The organism is Streptomyces sp. NPDC031132, from assembly GCF_055570595.1.
Genome location: NZ_JBVIGX010000014.1, coordinates 1 through 18,461, shown reverse-complemented (window position 1 = coordinate 18,461; position 18,461 = coordinate 1). Strand labels below are relative to the sequence as shown.

Annotated in this window: 18 protein-coding genes and 5 pseudogenes; 13 read left to right on the top strand and 10 right to left on the bottom strand. The window is 70.2% G+C overall.

Annotated features, from left to right (window positions below):
- Positions 1 to 215 precede the first annotated feature (215 nt).
- Both ACZ49B_RS21710 and ACZ49B_RS21705 read left to right on the top strand, forming a co-directional pair.
- Positions 216 to 1,499, top strand: coding sequence for a PucR family transcriptional regulator (locus ACZ49B_RS21710; RefSeq protein ID WP_468308299.1), 1,284 nt, complete (start codon positions 216 to 218; stop codon positions 1,497 to 1,499).
- A gap of 54 nt (positions 1,500 to 1,553) precedes the next feature.
- Positions 1,554 to 2,258: a D-Ala-D-Ala carboxypeptidase family metallohydrolase gene (locus ACZ49B_RS21705; protein WP_468308696.1), complete on the top strand. Its 705-nt coding sequence runs from the start codon at positions 1,554 to 1,556 to the stop codon at positions 2,256 to 2,258.
- A 386-nt stretch (positions 2,259 to 2,644) separates the two neighbouring features.
- Here the strand turns inward: ACZ49B_RS21705 and ACZ49B_RS21700 are convergent, their stop codons facing one another.
- Positions 2,645 to 3,148 carry a hypothetical protein gene (locus ACZ49B_RS21700; RefSeq protein ID WP_468308297.1) on the bottom strand — a complete coding sequence of 168 codons (504 nt, stop codon included), beginning with the start codon at positions 3,146 to 3,148 and terminating at the stop codon, positions 2,645 to 2,647.
- Positions 3,149 to 3,241: 93 nt separating this feature from the next.
- Complete coding sequence (locus ACZ49B_RS21695) at positions 3,242 to 3,502, bottom strand: hypothetical protein (protein WP_468308294.1); 261 nt, start codon at positions 3,500 to 3,502, stop codon at positions 3,242 to 3,244.
- A gap of 230 nt (positions 3,503 to 3,732) precedes the next feature.
- Here ACZ49B_RS21695 and ACZ49B_RS21690 point away from each other — a divergent pair, with 230 nt between their 5' ends.
- On the top strand, positions 3,733 to 4,314 hold the full coding sequence (locus ACZ49B_RS21690) for a hypothetical protein (protein ID WP_468308292.1): 582 nt from the start codon (positions 3,733 to 3,735) through the stop codon (positions 4,312 to 4,314).
- A 314-nt stretch (positions 4,315 to 4,628) separates the two neighbouring features.
- Positions 4,629 to 5,534, top strand: coding sequence for a S41 family peptidase (locus ACZ49B_RS21685; protein ID WP_468308289.1), 906 nt, complete (start codon positions 4,629 to 4,631; stop codon positions 5,532 to 5,534).
- Positions 5,535 to 5,598: 64 nt separating this feature from the next.
- On the opposite strand, the gene ACZ49B_RS21680 is transcribed toward ACZ49B_RS21685, so the two are convergent.
- The 3 genes and pseudogenes from ACZ49B_RS21680 to ACZ49B_RS21670 all read right to left on the bottom strand — a co-directional run bounded on the left by ACZ49B_RS21680 (position 5,599) and on the right by ACZ49B_RS21670 (position 7,924).
- Positions 5,599 to 5,967 (bottom strand): isoamylase early set domain-containing protein, encoded by a 369-nt coding sequence (locus ACZ49B_RS21680; protein WP_468308287.1) that lies wholly within the window; start codon positions 5,965 to 5,967, stop codon positions 5,599 to 5,601.
- A 257-nt stretch (positions 5,968 to 6,224) separates the two neighbouring features.
- A complete protein-coding gene (locus tag ACZ49B_RS21675; RefSeq protein WP_468308284.1) occupies positions 6,225 to 6,431 on the bottom strand; it encodes an STAS domain-containing protein in 207 nt (68 codons plus the stop codon).
- A 355-nt stretch (positions 6,432 to 6,786) separates the two neighbouring features.
- A pseudogene (locus ACZ49B_RS21670) lies at positions 6,787 to 7,924 on the bottom strand (aldo/keto reductase).
- A gap of 218 nt (positions 7,925 to 8,142) precedes the next feature.
- Here ACZ49B_RS21670 and ACZ49B_RS21665 point away from each other — a divergent pair.
- Positions 8,143 to 9,159: a zinc-dependent alcohol dehydrogenase family protein gene (locus ACZ49B_RS21665; protein ID WP_468308281.1), complete on the top strand. Its 1,017-nt coding sequence runs from the start codon at positions 8,143 to 8,145 to the stop codon at positions 9,157 to 9,159.
- 31 nt (positions 9,160 to 9,190) lie between these two features.
- Positions 9,191 to 9,442, top strand: a pseudogene (locus ACZ49B_RS21660) (cupin domain-containing protein); the annotation flags it as partial.
- 85 nt (positions 9,443 to 9,527) lie between these two features.
- Here ACZ49B_RS21660 and ACZ49B_RS21655 read toward each other — a convergent pair.
- On the bottom strand, positions 9,528 to 10,433 hold the full coding sequence (locus tag ACZ49B_RS21655; protein ID WP_468308279.1) for a LysR family transcriptional regulator: 906 nt from the start codon (positions 10,431 to 10,433) through the stop codon (positions 9,528 to 9,530).
- 137 nt (positions 10,434 to 10,570) lie between these two features.
- Here ACZ49B_RS21655 and ACZ49B_RS21650 point away from each other — a divergent pair, with 137 nt between their 5' ends.
- The 3 genes from ACZ49B_RS21650 (at position 10,571) to ACZ49B_RS21640 (ending at position 12,840) form a co-directional block, all read left to right on the top strand.
- A complete protein-coding gene (locus tag ACZ49B_RS21650) occupies positions 10,571 to 11,389 on the top strand; it encodes an inositol monophosphatase family protein (RefSeq protein WP_468308276.1) in 819 nt (272 codons plus the stop codon).
- A 41-nt stretch (positions 11,390 to 11,430) separates the two neighbouring features.
- Entirely contained in the window at positions 11,431 to 12,027 is a 597-nt protein-coding gene (locus tag ACZ49B_RS21645; RefSeq protein ID WP_468308273.1) for an NADPH-dependent F420 reductase, read from the top strand.
- A 363-nt stretch (positions 12,028 to 12,390) separates the two neighbouring features.
- Positions 12,391 to 12,840: a glyoxalase/bleomycin resistance/dioxygenase family protein gene (locus ACZ49B_RS21640; RefSeq protein WP_468308694.1), complete on the top strand. Its 450-nt coding sequence runs from the start codon at positions 12,391 to 12,393 to the stop codon at positions 12,838 to 12,840.
- A gap of 34 nt (positions 12,841 to 12,874) precedes the next feature.
- On the opposite strand, the gene ACZ49B_RS21635 is transcribed toward ACZ49B_RS21640, so the two are convergent.
- Together ACZ49B_RS21635 and ACZ49B_RS21630 are read right to left on the bottom strand one after the other, a co-directional pair.
- Positions 12,875 to 13,912, bottom strand: a complete 1,038-nt coding sequence (locus ACZ49B_RS21635) for a hypothetical protein (RefSeq protein WP_468308271.1) — start codon at positions 13,910 to 13,912, stop codon at positions 12,875 to 12,877.
- Positions 13,913 to 13,979: 67 nt separating this feature from the next.
- The gene (locus ACZ49B_RS21630; protein ID WP_468308268.1) at positions 13,980 to 14,681 is read right to left on the bottom strand and encodes a TetR/AcrR family transcriptional regulator C-terminal domain-containing protein; all 702 of its coding nucleotides are present in this window, start codon (positions 14,679 to 14,681) and stop codon (positions 13,980 to 13,982) included.
- Between the two features lie 157 nt (positions 14,682 to 14,838).
- On the opposite strand from ACZ49B_RS21630, the gene ACZ49B_RS21625 reads away from it, so the two are divergent.
- Positions 14,839 to 15,999: an FAD-dependent oxidoreductase gene (locus ACZ49B_RS21625; protein ID WP_468308266.1), complete on the top strand. Its 1,161-nt coding sequence runs from the start codon at positions 14,839 to 14,841 to the stop codon at positions 15,997 to 15,999.
- Between the two features lie 15 nt (positions 16,000 to 16,014).
- On the opposite strand, the pseudogene ACZ49B_RS21620 reads toward ACZ49B_RS21625, so the two are convergent.
- A pseudogene (locus ACZ49B_RS21620) lies at positions 16,015 to 16,128 on the bottom strand (IS5/IS1182 family transposase); the annotation flags it as partial.
- 11 nt (positions 16,129 to 16,139) lie between these two features.
- Here ACZ49B_RS21620 and ACZ49B_RS21615 point away from each other — a divergent pair.
- Positions 16,140 to 16,637 carry an IS5 family transposase gene (locus ACZ49B_RS21615; protein ID WP_468308264.1) on the top strand — a complete coding sequence of 166 codons (498 nt, stop codon included), beginning with the start codon at positions 16,140 to 16,142 and terminating at the stop codon, positions 16,635 to 16,637.
- A gap of 49 nt (positions 16,638 to 16,686) precedes the next feature.
- On the opposite strand, the pseudogene ACZ49B_RS21610 reads toward ACZ49B_RS21615, so the two are convergent.
- Positions 16,687 to 17,214: pseudogene (locus ACZ49B_RS21610) on the bottom strand (IS5 family transposase); the annotation flags it as partial.
- Between the two features lie 95 nt (positions 17,215 to 17,309).
- On the opposite strand from ACZ49B_RS21610, the gene ACZ49B_RS21605 reads away from it, so the two are divergent.
- Together ACZ49B_RS21605 and ACZ49B_RS21600 are read left to right on the top strand one after the other, a co-directional pair.
- A complete protein-coding gene (locus tag ACZ49B_RS21605; protein ID WP_468308261.1) occupies positions 17,310 to 17,609 on the top strand; it encodes a hypothetical protein in 300 nt (99 codons plus the stop codon).
- Between the two features lie 66 nt (positions 17,610 to 17,675).
- Positions 17,676 to 18,375 (top strand): annotated as a pseudogene (locus ACZ49B_RS21600) (IS5 family transposase); the annotation flags it as partial.
- Positions 18,376 to 18,461: the final 86 nt, after the last annotated feature.

Below are 18,461 nucleotides of genomic sequence, written 5' to 3'. Positions count from 1 at the left end.
CTTTAGTCTCTCCCGCAGGTCGGAGATCACCCCATCGACGTTCGCGAATTGGGCATCCACGCGTTGGAAGTGAGCAGTCAGAGCTCGGGCCGCCCCCTCCCGGTGCGATTCGGGCGTTCCTTCGGTTGTCGATGGAGGTGTGTCACATCAACGATTCCCAGCTCGTCAGGCAGTTGAAGGCCCGACGCGACGTCACTGTCTCAAAGATCCTCGACATGACGGCGAGCGAAATTCCCAAGGTGGCGCAGCTGCATGCGAAACGACCCAAAGAGATCCCGGCTGAACTGCATTTCGTGACGGTCCGCATGCTCGACTTGTTCGACAACGGCCAAGCTCCCTTCCTCGACTCCGATCTGGAGGTCTTCCGGAACATGGGGTCGCGTCGATGCCTGTTCGACTCGTTCTCCGCGTCCGACCTCCGAAACGGATTCGAGGTGGGGCACCTGGCCGGCCTGCGAGACATTCTTTCGGTGGCGAACTCCAAGAACTACGCAGAGTTCGCGAAGCTGATCACCTACGGGGCTCAGGAGAACGCCCGCATCCTCGCGGCCGCCATGGCGGGCTACCACGACACGGCGCGCGTCGAACGGGGAGAGACCCTCCAAGCCCGCCGGCAGCTGCTTGCCGAGTTGCTACGCGCGTCGACCGAGTCCGCCGCGATGGCCGCGGCGGCGGGCATCCTCCTCCCCGAGGGGTATCTCATCCTCGTCTGCAGGTTCTTGCAGGAGGAAGGAGCCCTCGACCGCGCGCTGGACGCGAGCCGGGGCCTGCTCCGGTCCTCGCCCGGGATCCTGTGGTCCACCCAGGCTCGGCGAGACGAAATGATGGTGCTGCTACCGGTGAACGGTGACGAGGACGCTGCGGAAGCCCTGTCCGCCGAGCTGGTGACCGCAGCGTCTCGAAAGGTGCGGTCCGTACGTGCCGCCCACGCCCTGGCCGCCACCGTGGGATCGGTACCCGAAACGCTGCGAGAGCTGCAGCAGACCATGTCCGTGGTGGTGGCGATGCCCGACGCCCAGGCGCGCCCCTACAAGGCGGCCGAACTGGTGATAGAGCTCGCCATCTCCCGTCAGCCGGCACTGCAGAACCGGCTCGTCGACTTCCTGGCACCGCTCGAACAGGGGACCGATCTGCGTCTCACCCTCGACGAGCTGTTCTTCCACGAGCTTGACCGGGAAAAGACCGCCAAAGCCTTGAACATCCACCGAAGAACCCTGAGTTACCGCCTTCAGAAAATTCGGGAGTTCAGCGGGCTCGATCCCAGCAGCCCGCACGGCATCCAGCTCCTTCGGGCGGCGATGACGGCCGCGAACCTTTCCTCTTCCAGGGTGGACGACTCCGAAACTCATCTTGCTCCCTCACAGCATGCCTTGATGGAGGAGGGGCGTCGCCTGCTTCCGGGGGCGTCGACATCGCCCGGATCGTCTTCCTCAACGCCCCCCATCTCATCGCCAAGGGACTCACCACCCGTCCCTCGATTCACGCGTCCCTCCGATTAACGAGCCAGGGAGAACCCCCTCATGACCCATCACCTCTTCAGACCGTTTCTGGCCATGGTGCTGTTCGCCGTGAGCCTGTTCGTCGGCACCGTGGCCACTGCGGGAGCAGCCCACGCCGACGGCTGCTTCACCTGGACGCGCACCCTGGCACCGGGAGCCTCCGGCGCAGACGTCACCCAACTGCAGATCCGGGTCGCCGGCTACCCCGGCTCCGGAGGAGTCCTCGGCATCGACGGCGCCTACGGTCCCGCGACCGCGGCCGCCGTCACACGCTTCCAGCAGGCCTACGGACTGCCCGCCAACGGAGTCGCGGACAGTGCCACCTTCAGCAAGATCTACGCCCTGCAGGACAACGACTGCACACCCGTCAACTTTTCGTACGCGGAACTGAACGACTGCAACGCCACCTGGTCCGGAGGCGCGGTCTCCGCTGCCACGGCCAAGTCCAACGCCCTACGTACCATGTGGAAGCTGCAGGCCATGCGGCACGCGCTCGGCGATGCGCCGATCACAGTCACCAGCGGCTTCCGCTCACGCGCATGCAACGCCGCGGTCGGTGGCGCAGCCGACAGCCGCCACCTGTACGGAGACTCGGCTGACCTCGCGGCCGGACCGCATTCCTTGTGCAAGCTGGCCCAGGCGGCACGCAACCACGGATTCGGCGGCATCCTCGGGCCGGGCTACCCCGGCCACGACGACCACACCCACGTGGACCACCGACCGAGCCGCTTCTGGTCGGCGCCTTCCTGCGGCATCTGATGCGCGCGCCGGCTCCCTCGGCCGCAGTCAGGGGGAGAGGTTCGGACCGGCTGGGACTGCAAACCGTTCGGTGTGACTCCCGATCACGGAGATGCGCCGATGACCAGCAGCAACGTGACCGAGAGTCGACGTTCTCCACGGTCAAGCTCCGCACCAAGGCCACACGCGGCGCCGGCAGCCCGCCCGAGGCCCTGGCGAGGGTGTTCAAGCTCGTCGAGTCCGCCCAGGCCCGCTGACGCGCGATCACCTAGGACTTGTCCGGGCGATCACGCTTCTAGCCAGGTTGCGAGCGTGGCGAAGACGAGCGTCTGCAGCGGGACCGACAGCGTGCTCTGTCTTTTGGGTCGAGCCGCGGGAGACAGCACCCGCAGGCGCCGCTTACCCGCTCACTGTTCCGTCGCCGGCGTCCCGGTCGCTTCCAACAAGTTGATCCGCCCGTTCTCGACCTTCAGTACGTGCGGCGTCAGTTCTTCGTGCCATCTGTAGTACCCCATACGGACCGCACCGTCTGCGAGCCGGTGGGTGTCGTGAGCCCGGTCTGCGAGCCAGCACAGCAACTCGCCGACGTTTTCGAATTCGTCCGGGTGGATCTCGATCCGGGAGGTCAAAGACCAGCCCCCTTGTGCCAGATCCTCACGGCCGGCCAATGTCGAGCAGAGTGCACCCCCGACCTTGTCGGCTGCGCCACTGCCGGCCAGCAGCGGATGAGGATCGTCCTCGACCTCAGGGTTCCCCTCGTCGTCGACCACCACGTAGGGGAACTCGGTCACGATCGCCAAGCCCGCTGGTTGTGGACCGATTCCCAGATGCCAACGCAGCTCGGCGAGCTGCTGCTCCGACAACTCATTGCGCAGGTCAACCGTGACTATCAGCTCATAAACGTCACTCACGTAACGCACCCTACAGACAGGCTCGGACAGGCAAGGCCGGAGCCGTGACCAGCCGCGTTCCTCCAGGCCCTGGTCGAGGTCCTGGGCCTACTTCTATGACACCAGGTCAGCGGGCGGACTGCCTCGCACTGCCAGCCAGGAAGGAACGCTCGTGAACTCCGATGCCCGGAACCAGCGGCCGCCTACGACCTCGAGTACGGCCGAGTAGCACCGGCGGTAGTCGGTGGCCTGCATATCGGCCCCCGCCATCACCTCTTCCCGGTCTTTCGGGAACCCGTCGATACCTGCATGGTCCAGGACGGACGCCATCACCGTCATGAACTCGGAGAACTGGCCGAGCTCGATCCGGCGCACGGGCCGCTCTGCGGCCGGGCCGCCCGTGTGACAGAGCGTCTCGCCTCCTGTGCCCAAGACATGCCGCGGGGGCGGGGGCGTGTGCAGCTGGGCGACGTAAAGCCGTTCGCGGCGGGTCTTCTGGCCGAGGGAGGGATACGCGAAGCTTTGTCAGGACCTCGAAGGGCTGCCTGGCGCCGAGCAGTATGTGTGAGACTCCCTCTGAATGATCACTCGGGGGGAGTTTCGCGTTGAACGCGCTGTTGAAGAGGGTGTGGATCGGGCTGGCCGCGACCTTGATCGTGAGTCTGGCTGCCGTGGTCCTGCCTGACCGTATCCAGATAAACGACGACGGGCGTATCCACCTGGGCGCGCCCGTGCCCACGCCGTCCCCGTCCACGGCGGCGTCCACACCGGAGTCCACGTCCCCGCCCCTCACACGGGACGCCGTGGACGAGGTGATCCGGAACGCGGTCAGCGCGGCGGGCCTCGACCCGGCGCAGGGCCGCGCGACCGTCGCGGCCGACGCCAACGCGAACAGGACGGGCTGGATGGCCGTCCGCGAGAAGACCGCCGCACAGTCGGAGATGAACGCGATCTGTGCAGACCTGGAGCGCCAGGGCTGGACACTGAACCCGAACGGCGACCGCCCCGACGCCTCCCGCAGCTACAAGCGCGGGGGCTGGTACCTGCTGGTGAGCACGCGCGGGAAGACCCAGGCGCCGTCCACCACCTCCGCCTTGACCGACTCGCAGACCTACCTGACCCTGACCGGGCTCCAGCTGAACCTTTCCGACATACCCCTCCCCGAGATCACCGTCCGCATCGGATGACCCCTCACAGAGAAGCCCACACCGTCCCGGGACACCTCGGCGCCTGGGCCCGGCCGAGTTGCCCGGCCCTGTGCGGGAGCGCTTCCCCCCGGTGCCCCCGCCCGACATAGCGACGCCGCTGCTTGGGCCCGTGGCGCGGCCGAGGCTCCGGCCGTCGCACCGCACCCGGCGGCCGCCCTGCCCGTCGGGCGGGACCATCCCGGGGCGCGGGGCCGGACTCCAGCACGGTCAGCAACAGCCTGGACGGCGCGGGACCATCCCGAAGTGCCTAAACTCTGAAGCCTTTTGCAAGAAGTGGTGTTCTACTCCCTGCTATGACGAATCTGACGAAGCTTGTGCCTGCCGCTGTGATCGACGAGACGACCCGGCTGCTGTCCGAGCACTACGTTTTCCCGGAGATAGCCGAGCAGCTCGCCGGCCTGCTGCAACAACGCCTCGCCGAGGGCGCCTATGACGTGGACGGCGCAGAGGAACTCGCCCGTCTGGTCACCGCGGACCTGCAGTCCGTCAACGGCGACCGACACCTGAGACTGAAGCACCACACCGACCCGGTCCCCCCGAAGCGGGGGGCGGCAACCCTCGAGGCCATGCGCCGGGACTTCGACACCTCGCTGGGCGGTGCGCCCCGGGTGCAGTTGCTCGAGGGAGGGGTCGCCGTGGTGGAGCTGTCACCGATGCTGTTTCCGCTGGAGTGGGCCGCCGAGCCGCTGGGCGCCGCGCTCACCCTGGCATCCCGCGCCCAGGCTCTGATCGTGGACCTGCGTGCCAACCGAGGCGGCGACCCGGACACGGTCGCCTTCGTCTGCAGTTACCTCCTGGACGAGCGCACCCACCTCAACACCATGTCCTGGCGCGGCGGAGAGCGCAGTGAGCAGTCCTGGAGTCTCCCGCACGTTCCCGGCGCACGCTTCGGCGGCAGCAAGCCGTTGTACGTGCTGACCAGCGACAGCAGCTTCTCCGCCGCTGAGGAGCTGGCGTACGACCTCCAGCAGCTCGGCCGCGCCGTAGTGGTCGGTGAGCGCACCCGCGGCGGTGCACATCCGTGCCAGGGCTGGACGGTGCACCCACACCTGGAAGCCACCATTCCCTTCGGCCGCGCCATCAACCCCGTCTCCGGCACGAACTGGGAGGGCACCGGCGTGCAGCCGGACGTCCCTTGCGCTGCTGCCGACTCCCTCGACCGCGCTCATGCGCTGGCCCTCGCCCGACTGGCAAGCTGACCCGGCCCGGCTCATCGACAGCACGCTGCGCAGCGCCTCCGCCCACCTACGTCCGCGGCTCGCCTCACCTTCCCGGCTCGCACGTCTCCGCCGCCGTCCTCGGTCGGCATCCGTATGGGGCGCCGGCGGCCAGGTAGCGGAAGGAGTGCGTGCTGTGGGCGGGCAGGGATACCTCGGCGGTGCGGGTGCCGTCGCCTCGGGGTGTGAGGGGGTGGGCGGCGGGGTTCCAGTGGTTGAAGTCGCCGACGACGCTGACCGGGCCGTCCGGGTCGCCTTCGGGCAGGACGAAGGTGACCTTGGTTCGGTCCTTGACCTTCTTGCGTTCCAGCACGGTGTTCTCCAGCCATGGGCGGTCGGAGGCGGGCTCGGGCATCGTCGCGTGTGCGGCGGTTGCCCGTGGTGGGACGAGGCCGGTGGTCTGGATGTCGGTCACCTGTCCGGGTCTCGGCCGATGAGTGCAGGTGACAGCGACGGACCGTCTTCGCCAGGGGAGCGCGGGACTTGGATCCGGTGCGGGGCCCGGCCGGGGTGGCTTTTTCGACCGGCTGGGCCTCGCGTGCGTGGACCTCACCTCGCCCTGTCACCGGGCCACGGCCCAGCCCGCACCGCCTGCGCCAAGCGGGCACGCGTACGCCGTTGGGGGGGGCGGGGCCCGCGCCGGGCCGTGCTTGGTGTGCCGCGGCCGGCGCGCTACGGCACGCCGTCCTGGGGTGAGATGTCTGTGATCGGGAAGATGGTGTCGGTGCCGGTGATTTCCAGGAGGCGCAGGAACTGCGGCTGCGGCTTGCGGAGGCTGACCTGTTTGCCGTGTTCCTGGGCTGTGTGCCGTGCGCGGATGAAGGCGTTGAGGCCGGCCGAGTCGCAGAACGACAGTTCGGCGAGGTGAATGATGATCATGCTCGCCCGTCCGGTTGGGTGATCGCGGTGTGCAGCACGTCGTACAGCCTGGTCGGCGCCGGCACCACCCGGCACGCGGCCGTCGCAGTGCCCGGATGGTGGCGCTGGGGCAGCGCTGTGTAGGCCGGTTCCGGTCTTCTCGTCTCAGGAGCGTGCGGCGAGAGGGCTGGTGCCACCTACGAGGAGTACCGTGACAAGGGTGCGGCGGACGTGTTGACGGCGGAAGCTCCGTTGCCCGCTCGTCTTGCCCCTCATACGCCCTGACCAGCCATCCCCCCCCCGGCTGGGTCAGGGCCCGGCCCCGACCGGCCTCTCCCCCCTGGCCGGTCGGGGCCCCTTCGTGCGTGTTCGGCGTTCACTGCTGGGCTCTCGGACGATCTTGGGCGTCGATACCGTAGGCGCCTCGCGCGTCGTTTCTGGAGGGTGCGGTCAGTCCTCGGTCCGGTCGCCGGTTGGCGACGCCGATCGCCTTGGCCAGGCCCTCGCGGTGGGCGGCTTCCATGGCGCGCCATTGGCCGTAGACGTCGCCGAACGGCTGCTGCTTCAGGTACAGGTCGACGTGCTCAAGGCCCAGCTTGGTCAGCGAGGTCTCCAGAGCACGGCGGGTGTTGTCCTGCGCGGGGGCGTCTTGGACCCACCGCTTGGTGGTGACGAACAAGTCCTTGCGGGGGATGCCGCTGTTCTTGATGGCGTGGCCGACCGCTGCCTCGTTGCCGTAGGCGGCGGCGGTGCCCAGCAAGGCCATCTCCAGGCTCTCGTAGGCGAGGGTGAGGTCGCCGACGGCGTGGTGGTGGAAGCGTTTGGTGCCGGCGCCGTGATGGCGGACGTCACGGCGCCCCAGCGGGTGCGGAAGTCGTCGCTGCGGGTGGAGAGCTCGCCGACGAGGTCGTGGAGTTCCTTGTCGTGCGGGTTGCGACCCGCCTCGGTGCGCAGGATGGCGACGGCGATGTCCGCGGCCTGGTCCCAGTCGGGGTAGAACCGGTGCGAGGCAGGGTCGAGGAAGGTGAAGCGGGCCAGGTTGGCCCGGTTGCCGGGTGCGGCGTAGACGTCGTCGTAGAAGGCGCGGGCGAGCTGGTTGGCGGCCAGGAGGTCCATGCGGCCGTTGCGGACGAAGACGGGGCCGGCGGTGACGGCGTCCAGCACCCACTGCAGACTCCGGTGCGGCGTGAACGGCCGGGCGGTGCGGCGGCGGGGCGGGTGAGGGCGTCGGAGCCGTCGGCCGCCCGCGCGAGGTTCAGCAGGTGGGCGCGTTCGGCATCATCGAGCTGGAGTGCGCGGGCGACGGCTTCGAGGACGGCGGGGGAGACGCCGGCGAGGTTGCCGCGCTCCAGCTTGGCGTAGTACTCCACGCTCACGTCGGCCAGGGCGGCGACCTCGCTGCGGCGCAGGCCGGGCACGCGCCGCCGGCTGCCGGCGGGCAGGCCCGCCCGCTCGGGGGTGATCTTCGCGCGCCGCGAGGTGAGGAACTCGCGGACCTCTGCTCGGCCGTCCACGCCTTCGACGGTACGTCCCGCACGCGGCCATAGGGATGTACTGGCAGTACACCCCTTGATGGTGTCTCGCTGCGCACACCCGGGGCGGGTTACCTGGACGACGTGGTGCTTTCCGCCCGGTCATCTCGGCCGGCGCGGACAGCCCGCACCCGTTCCTGTACTCGGCCGCGGCCCCGGGCATCCGGTGCCGCGCGCCTCGACACGTAAGGATCTTCCGTATGCGCGGCGCAGTGATTCACGCTCCCGGAGACGTCCGCTTCGAGTCGCTGGACGACCCGAAGCTCCTCCACCCGACCGATGCGATCATCCGGACGGCCGTGACCTGTGTGTGCGGCTCGGATCTGTGGCCCTACCGCGGCGCGGAGCCGATCGGCGACCCGCACCCGATGGGCCACGAGTACGTCGGCTTCGTCGAGGAGGTCGGCTCCGAGGTCACCTCGGTCCGGCCGGGCCAGTTCGTCATCGGCTCCTTCGCCACCTCCGACAACACCTGCGCGAACTGCCTGGGCGGCTTCCAGTCGAACTGCCTGCACCGCGAGTTCATGTCCACCTGCCAGGCCGACTCCGTGCGCATCCCCAACGCCCAGGGCACCCTGGTCGCCACCGACGAGGTGCCGGGCGAGGAGCTGTGGCCCGGCCTGCTGGCCCTCTCCGACGTCATGGGCACCGGCTGGTGGGCCGCGGATGCGGCCGAGGTGAAGCCCGGCTCGACCGCCGTGGTGGTCGGGGACGGTGCGGTCGGCCTGTGCGCGGTGATCGCGGCGAAGGAGAGGGGCGCGGAGCGGATCATCGTCATGTCCCGGCACGAGAGCCGGCAGAAGCTCGCGCGGGAGTTCGGTGCGACCGACATCGTCACCGAGCGCGGCGACGAGGGCGTCGCCCGGATCAAGGAGCTGACCGGCGGGATCGGCGCCGGTAGCGTCCTGGAGTGCGTCGGCACCGCCCAGGCCGTGGAACAGGCCCTGCATTCCGCCCGCCCCGGCGGCAACGTCGGCTTCGTCGGCGTTCCCCACGACGTCTCCGTTGACGGGCAGGAGCTGTTCTTCTCCCACGTCGGCCTGCGCGGCGGCCCCGCCCCCGTCCGCCGCTACCTGCCCGACCTCATCGACCGCGTCCTTTCCGGCCGCATCGACCCGGGCAAGGTCTTCGACCTCACCCTTCCGCTGGAGCAGGTCGCCGACGGCTACCGGGCGATGGACGAGCGCCGCGCCATCAAGGCCCTCCTCAAGCCCTGACCCCTGCCGCCATCCCGTCCAAGGAGTACCCGTGCAGATCACCCGCAGTTCGATCGCCACCGCCAAGGGCCCCTCCGACTGGTTCACCGGCGACGCCTACATCGATGCCGTCGCAGCCGCCCCCAGCCCGTCCCGGGTCACTGCCAACCTGGTGCACTTCATGCCCGGTGCCCGCACCCACTGGCACCGCCACCCGCTGGGCCAGACCGTCTTCGTCACCGAAGGCGTCGGCCTGTGTCAGCGCCGCGGCGGGCCGGTCGAGGTCATCCGGCCCGGGGACCGCCGGCGGGGGAGGAGGCATCGTCCCGCGGGGAGGGACTCGAGCCGGCTGATCGCCATTACGGCCGGCCACCCCCGCACGGCGCCGACTACGACGCCCCGCAGGTGCCCAGGGCGGTTCGCGCCAGCCCTCGCAGCCATGCGTGGGCGTGATCGGTGTCGTAGCGCTGATGCCACGACAGGTAGATCGACACCGGCGGCAGTTCGAGCGGGAGGGGGAGCACGACCAGGCCGAGGTCGGCGACCGTGGGCCGCGTGGTGGCTTCGGGGACGCTGACCAGGAGATCGGAGCCGCGCGCGAACTCCAGCGCGGCTGCTTCTGTGGGCGCGGACGCCACCACGCGGCGGGCGAGTCCGAGCCGCGCGAGGGCGTCATCGAGACCATTGCCGAGATTTCCGCGTCGCGAGACGGTGACGTGTTCAGCGGCGGCGTACTGCTTTGCAGTGACGGTCCTGACGCGGGTGAGGGGGTGCCCCTGCCTCACGACGATGACGAGGCGGGTCGAGCCCACCTCATCGGCACGGATGTCCGGTGCGCTCGGGGGGTTGGCGTTCGCCTCCAGGTCGATCTCGCCGCGCCGCAACTCGGGGGAGTCGACGCTCGATTCCGCGACGAAACGCAATCGCACGCCAGGCGCCTGTCGGCGTACGGCGGCGAGCAGCGCGGGGCCGCTCGAGGCGACCAGGGAATCGTGCCAGCGGAGCGCGAAAGTGCGCTCCAGCGTTGCCAGATCGAGTTCACGGCTCGGTGCCAGCACGCCCTGCACCTGGTGCAGCAGCTCGTGCACCTGTTCCCGGACGGCGATCGCGTACGGCGTGGGGGTCATCGTGCGGCCGGTGCGCACCAGGATCTGGTCCCCGGTCGTGCGCCGGATGCGGCCCAGACTCCGGCTCATCGCGGGGGCGGTGACGTGCAGGCGCGCGGCTGCCCCGGCCACGCTGCCCTCTTCCAGCAGTGCGTCGAGCGCGGTGAGCAGATTCAAATCCAATTGCATGGGAGTAATCCTAGGCGTGCTTTACATGCACTTGTTGTTAATTACCGGGCTGGATACCTTCGAGGAAGAGCGCACGGCGGAACGCACAACGTGGCTCGACCGGCCCTCGTCACCCTTCCTCAGACAGGAGCACCCCCATGCCTGGAACGCTTCGGACCACTGACCTCGTCTCGACCGATGCCAACCTGCTCGCCCAAACCGCGGACGCCGTGCGCGCGGCCGGTTCGGCACTGCGCGAGCGCTTCGGCGAGGTGGTCCGCTACCAGACACGCGAAGAGCTGATGCGTGCGCTCGCTGCGAACGACGACGCGGCCCTCGACATCCTGCGCCCCCGCCTCACGGCCGTCCGCCCGGACGCCGGCTGGGCGGAGGACGAGCTGGAGGGCGGGGCCCTGCCGCCGGGCGAGTGGTGGGTCGTCGATCCGGCCGAAGGCAACGTCAACCACCTGCACGCCATGCCGGAATGGGCGGTGACCGCCACCCTCGTGCGTGAGAACCAGCCGGTGCTCACCGCGGTCCACCTGCCGATGACCGGCGAGACCTACACCGCGCTCACCGGCGCGGGTGCCTACCTCGACGGCCGACCGCTGCAGGTCTCCCAGACGGCGGATCTCGGTCTGAGCATCGTTGCCACCAGCCAGGCCCGGCCGGACGAGGAGGACACGGTCGTGCGGCGCGTCGGCTCCTCGATCACCGCGATGCTCTTCGACGCGCTCGTCGTCCGCACCGCGGTGCCTGCGACCCTGCACTTGCTGAACACGGCCGCAGGCCGGATCGACGCCTTCTGGCAGTTCGCCGGCGCCCGCGCGGACCTGCTGCCCGGGGCGCTGCTCGTCACCGAGGCCGGCGGACGGATCTCCGACGCCGAGGGCCGCCCCTGGACCTTGCAGAGCGAGAGCTTCCTGGCCGCCGCGCCCGGCGTCCACGCCGAAGCCGTCGCCACGCTCTCACGCTGACCACACGCCCCAACCTGCACGCACGGAAGGACCAGATCATCATGACCACGATCGCAGTTCTCGGAAACGGCCGCGTCGGCGGCAACCTGGCCGCAGCCCTCACCCGGGCAGGGCACGAGGTGACGGTGACGGATCGCACGCCGGGCGCCGCCGCCGACGCGGCCCGGGCAGCGCAGATCGTCATCAACGCCACCCCGGGAGCCGGCTCGCTGGACCGGCTCGTCGCGCTGCGCGAGGAACTGCTCGACAAGATCCTCGTGGACGTCTCCAACGCCACCGTCGACGGACCGGACGGAATGCCCGCCCACCTGATCTACCCCGGCTCAAGCCTCGCCGAGCAACTCCAAGAAGCGCTCCCGCAAACGCGCGTCGTCAAGACACTCAACACCATGCTCTTCCCGGTGATGACCGCGCCGGCCATGCTCACCCAGGCGCCCGAGGCCTTCCTGTCCGGTGAGGACCCGCAGGCCAAGCAGACCGTCCGTGAACTGCTCGTCGACCTCGGCTGGCGCAAGGAGTGGATCACCGATCTCGGCGGGATCCAGAGCGCCCGCGCCACGGAGGCCGCGATACTGTTCGTACCGCACGTGATTCGGGCCAGCGGATTTGCGCCCTTCGCGATCTCGATCGCCCGCTGATCCGCACATACGCCGGCGCAGCCAGGGCGGGCGTCACGAACCGTTCGACCTGGGCGCCATCCGCTCGGCCGACCGCATCGGTGTGGCCCCCTCACCGCAGCCCGCGGCTCCCCGCGACGTAACTACGGCAATACGGACTCCTCGGCCGCCCGGCACCGCTGAGCTTGGCCTGCCTGCACCTGGTCCGGTGGCAGACTCGCAGCAGGTCGGCAGTCGTTCGGCACCACGCGCCCACACCTGAGCCCGCCATGGTGTCCTCGCCCAAGTCGCGAGTACGCCCCCGGATCCTGCGTCCTGACGGGCGGCTTCGCGGCGGAGCGGAAGTTCGACGGCCACCGCCCCCACGTACGAGGCGATCAGCGACTGCAGCCGCAGGCGGGTGGGGTCCGACAACGCCTTGAACAACCGCGACAGTTCGGCCGCGGCGTCTTCGCCCAGCGGCTCGCGCACCATAGGTGCGCAGCACGCCGCCGACGCCTCACCGAGCCGCCGCTCGAGCTCGTCCTCATCGAGGGCCGGGCGGGGGAGGAGACCCGCCTGGACCAGCTCGGCGTCGAGGTCGCCTCCACCGAGGAGGTCGACGCCGCGGCCGGGCGCCTCGAGGAAGCGGGTCTGGCCACGTCCGTGGAGTGCGGCACCACGTGCTGCCACGTCGTCCAGGACAAGGTGTGGGTCACCGGCCCGGGCAACGAGCCGTGGGAGGTGTACGTGGTCAAGCTCGATGTTCGATGCCGCATGGTGCGGGGGCTCCCGGGACGCGGCGTGCTGCTGACGCGCTCGACGGAGCGGCGCGGCCGGCCCGCGCGTCGTTGACGTGACCGCGCGCCCGTTGCGCCGGTTCCGCCCGTCAGCGCCCCAGTGCGCCGCGGACCGACAGCCCGTGGCGGCGGTGCAGCCGGTGCATCTCCCACCAGGACAGGGCCGTGACGGTGACGGGTGCACCGAGGATGAACACCGCGCGGGCGCCCGCCGGTACTTGGGGGTAGGCGCCCGTGACCACGTCCAGGATCGCCATCTCCCACACGAGGACGCCGGCGAGGACCGGCGGCACCACCTCGTGGATGTCGGCGGTACGGAAGACGTGGACGAGCGACAGGCCGATGCCGTAGAGGGCGAAGCCGATCGACCACGCGCACGTCACGCCGATGACGATCTTCCCCGGCAGACCGACGGCATCCCGGAAGCCCGCCAACTCCGGTGCCATCGCGAGCGCCGAGGTGCCCATGGAGGCCATGATGGCCACCACCGCGCCGAGGGAACGCAGGGCCCGTCGCAGGTAGACGCGCCGCAGCGCGCCCCGCGCGGCTGCCACGAACGCGCCGACCACCAACGGGAACGTGCAGACCAGTACCAGGACGCTGGACCAGCTCTGGTCGAGGCGGGCGTCCGCCACGGCCTTGACGTCGTCGGCGCTGACGACCGCCTTGTAGGCGACCATCAGGCCCACCCAGGCCGCCAGCCCGAGCGCGGTCCGCCACAGCTGGAGCTTGCGGACCTCCGGGTCGTGCACGATCCCCGGACGCGAAGGGCGGAACGCCGACTGGGCGGCGTAGAACGGGTTGTAGAGGCCCCGCAGGATCTTCCGCCCCCGCGACGGCTCGACCGGCGGCGGCGCAATCTGCGGATGCCCCCATCCGTACGGATACCCCTGCGCCGGGACCGGCTGCGGGCACGGGTGCGCGGGCTGCTGCGCGTACGGATACCCGGCAGGCGCGGCGTACGGTGCTCGCTGCGGGGGGTGGTACGGATGCCCCGGCGGCGGGCCGTACGGGGTTCCCTGCGGCGGGACCGGGGAGCCCTGGCCGGGCGGGCCCGCGGGCGGCGTCCCGCCCGCCCCGCCCACCGGCCCGCCGCCCGCGTACCCGCCCCCGCCGTAACCGCTCACGCCACGCACTCCCGCCGTCCCGCCCTGCCGACGCACGCATCGTAGTCGCCGACGGGGCTGGTGCGGGTCAGGCCGGAGCTGCCAGGCCGGTCAGGATGATGTTCAGGCCGGCAGTGAACATCGCTGCCGGGTCATGGTCGTTGCCGCCCGTGACGAGGTGGGAGAGGGCGGGGTAACGGCCGGTGGCGAAGAGGCGCCGGAGGTAGGGGCCCGAGGCGGCCTGCCACTGGCGTTCCGTCTGGCCGCTCTCGCGTTCGGCGCGCCGTTCGACGATCTCGTGGCGGACGGCGCCGAGTACGTAGCCGTTCACCGCCTGGAGGGCGCGCATCAGGGCGTTCGGGTCGTCGTCGCCGATGCCCGGGGCGTGGCGCAGGGCCGCCAGGATCGCCTCCAGGTGGCCGAGGGCCGCGGGGCCGAACTGCGGGCGGCCGCCGAGGAGGTCGGCGAACCACTCGTGGCGCAGGGCCGCGCCGCGCAGGCCGTGGGCGAGGGCCCGTACGCGTGCCTCCCAGTCTCCCTCGCCGGGTTCGGGCAGCGGGATCTCGGCGTACACCGCGTCGACCATCAGGTCGAGGAGCTCCTCCTTGGTGTCCACGTAGCGGTAGAGCCGCATCGGGCCGGCGTCGAGCGCGGCGGCGACTTTGCGCAGCGAGACCGCGGCCAGTCCGTCGCCGTCGGCCAGCCCGATCGCGGCCCGCACGATGCGGTCGCGGCTCAGCGGGCTGAGCGACGAACGTGCGGCCGGCTCGGGCCGTTCCCAGATGAGCACGGGCTCCCCTGTCTCTTCCTCGGGTCCTCGGACCGCTCCTGTTTCGATACACCGTATCGCTTCTCGGTCGATACGGTGTATCGTCGCAATACAGCGTATCGATCCAATCGGATCCGATCCGCTCCCTCCGCATCCGAACCGGCCCAGGAGCACACCCATGCCACGCACGTCAGCCATGTCAGCCATGCCGCACATCGCCATCATCGGAGCCGGGCCCGGCGGCCTGGTCCTGGCCCGCGTCCTACACCTGCACGGCATCGAGGCCGTCGTGTACGAGCGCGACGCGTCGCCGGCCGCCCGCACCCAGGGCGGCATGCTCGACCTGCACCCCGGCAGCGGCCAGCGTGCACTGCGCGAGGCCGGGTTGGAGGCGGAGTTCCTGGCCATCGCCCGGCGCGAGGGCCAGGACCACCGCCTGCTCGACCACACCGGCACGGTCCTGCTCCGGCAGGACACCCCCGACGACGCCCCGATGGACCGCCCCGAGGTCGACCGCGCGGACCTCCGCGCGATCCTCCTCGGCTCACTGCCCCCCGGCGCCGTCGCCTGGGGCCACGGTCTGGAGCGGGCCGAGCCGCTGCCCGGGGGCCGCCACCGCCTGCACTTCGCCGGCGGCCGGACCGCCGAATGCGACCTGCTCGTCGGGGCGGACGGCGCCAACTCCCGTGTACGGCCCCTCGTCACCGACGCCCGGCCGGCCCCGCTCGGCTCCCACGTCGTGGAACTGGGCATCCCCGACCTCGCCCGCGCCAGGCCCGACCTCGCCGCGCTGGTGGGACGCGGCAACTACTGGGCCTTCGGCCCCGGCCGCTCCCTCTCCGCCCAGCTCAACGGTGACGGCCGGCTGCGCGTCTACCTGACCTTCCAGGGGGCCGAGGACTGGCCCGCCACCTGCGGCATCCCCTTCGACGACCCGGGCCGCGCCCGGGCAGGACTGCGCGAGCAGTTCGCCGACTGGGCGCCGGAGTTCACCGACCTGATCGACGCGTGCGACGAGGCGCTCACGGTCCGCTCCCTGTCCACGCTGCCGGTCGGGCTGACCTGGCCGCACGTACCCGGAGTCACCCTCCTCGGCGATGCCGCCCACCTGATGCCGCCGGCCGGCGAGGGCGCCAACGCGGCCCTGCTCGACGGGGCCGAACTCGGCCTCGCCATCGCCGCCGACCCGTCCGCCCCCGACGCGGCCGCGCACCACTACGAGCAGGCGATGTTCCCCCGCGCGCAGGAGGCCGCCGACCACTCCGCCCGCATCCACGACATCCTCATGTCCCCCGACGCCGCGCGCCGCCTGCTGGCAGTACTCCAGCCGACGGGCTAGGTTCTGTCTCTTTGGTCAGCATCGGGTCCAGATGAGGATGCCGGCGAGGTGGAGTGCGGCCTGGTAGGCGATCGCGAGCTTGTCGGCTCGGGTGGCCAGGCCGCGCCACTGCTTGAGGCAGTTGATACTGGTCCCGGGCGGTGATCGACTCTAGTCATGTCAGGGCAGCTCGGCGGGGCCCAAAAGTGGTCCCAGTCCGGTCGACCGAGCCCGACCGGGCAGCAAGCACCATCCTCGTCGACGGGCAGGGCATCCCGCTTGCCGTGTCACTGACCGGCGGAAACCGAAACGACGTCACTCAGTTGATGCCCCTGCTCGCCAAGATTCCGTCCGTCGCTGGCCTGGTCGGACGACCGCGACGCCGCCCCGACGTGATCCTCGGCGACCGCGGCTACGACCACGACAAGTACCGCCGCCTGGTCTGGGCGACCGGAGTCAAACCAGTGATCGCCCGCCGCGGAGTCCCGCACGGTTCCGGTCTCGGCGTCTACCGGTGGGTCGTGGAGCGGACCATCGCCTGGTTTCACGGCTTCCGACGCCTGCGCGTCCGATGGGAACGACGAGACAACATCCATGAAGCCTTCCTCGGCCTCGCCACCTGCCTCATCACCCACCGACACGTCCAACGCCTTTGTTAGGACCTCTAAGCCTGGAGGGCGGCCCCACGGCTGCCGCGCCGTCGGACGTGGGTCGGGTTCGTGGCCTGCCCGGGCTGCTGCGAGGCACGCGGATGCGGGCCATCACCGTCTCGAAAGCGGGGGCTTCACCGGCTTGGCCTGCGGTGACGGTGACGGCCAGAGGGCGTGCGGCACCATCCGCGGCGAGGTGGACTTTGGTGCTCAGCCTGCCGCGGGAACGTCCGAGCGCGTGATCGGCGGGTTCGCCGGAGCCTGTTGCCGCCTTTTGCGTGCTCCAGCGGCGTGCTGGTGAGATCGGACGACCGCGGAGTCCACCGACACGGTCCAGTCGATGTCGCCGGCGGCCTCCGGCGCCGCCAGAACGGGGGGCGAGGATCGTCTCCCAAGTTCCGTCGACCGCCCACCTGATCAGCCGTTTGTGGGCGGTCTGGAAAGGGCCGAGCTCGTCGGGCAGGTCCCGCCAGGGCGAGTTGGTGCGGTACTTCCACGCGATGGCTGCAAGAGTTCGGCGGTGGTTGGCTCACCGCCGCCCACGGACCCGATCGGCCGATATCGACGGCTCGATCCGGTCCCACATCGCATCAGTGACCACTCACTGATCGTTTCAGAATGAGGTCCGAAGTCGGCGGACTCGCTCGCCCGTCCGTCCTGGGCACCGTGCATAGTGTGCTCATGGATCGATTCGTGGGTCAGGCCCGCCTCGAATGGTGGGCCAATGACGCGACGTGCCTTGAGATGTACGACATCGACATCACCGTCACTGTCGACGCGGTCGGAACGTGGTGGGCAACCGGTCGGCATGCCAGCGCCCTCGACACGACCCAGCGCGAGGGCTGGGACTTCCTCACGGAGATGGACCCCCACTTCTCCATAGCGTTTCCCGGCGAGGACCGCGGGGGGTTCTTGGTGAGAGTCGTCGAGGCAGAGGATGGAACCCTCACGCTCACAGAGGCGCCGGACTGGGACGGCTAGGACTTGTCCGGCCGATCATGCGACTACTTCGGGTCCGGGTCGTTGATGTGTGCCGAGTGAGAACGGCTGCGACCGTTCCTGCCGGTCAGCAACAGGCGTTGTGGGCGGTGGCGGGACCATCGGCAGGTGATCGACGGGATTCTGCACCGGACGCGGACCGGCGTGCGGTGGCGTGACCTGCCCGAACGGTTCGGGCCGTGGAAGACCGTCTATGAACGGCACCGGCTGTGGTCGGCGGACGGGACGTGGGAGCGTCTGCTCCAGCAGGTCCAGGCCGCGGCGGATGCGGCGGGTGAGATCGACTGGGACGTCTCGGTCGACTCCACCATCGTCCGCGCCCACCAGCACGCGGCCGGCGCCCGAACCGACCCGCCGGCCCCCGAGCAAAGGGGGACGCACCAGCAGAACACCAGGACGAGACTCCGTGGCAGAGCCTTCACGCCCACCTGGTGGAGGTGGTGCTGGCCTGGGCCGCTCGCGTGGCGGGTTCACCAGCAAGCTCCACCTGAGCGCCGACGGTCGCTGCCGCCCGCTGTCCCTGATCACACCAGGTCAGCGGGCGGACTGCACGCAGTTCAAGCCGGTCCGGGAGAAGATCCGCGTCCCGAGAACCGGGCCGGGCAGGCCACGTAAGAAGCCCGACAGTCTGGAATCACACGGCGGACGGCCAACCGGCTTCGATGAAGAGCGGTACAAGAAACGCAACACTGTCGAACGGGCCATCAACCGGCTCAAGCAGCACCGGGCGGTGGCCACCCGCTACGACTGTGAGGATGTTCGGGTGCCGCTCTGGGCGGTGGCCTGACTCGCGCTACGACTGGCTCTTATGCCTTGCGTTTGATCTGTCGGTCA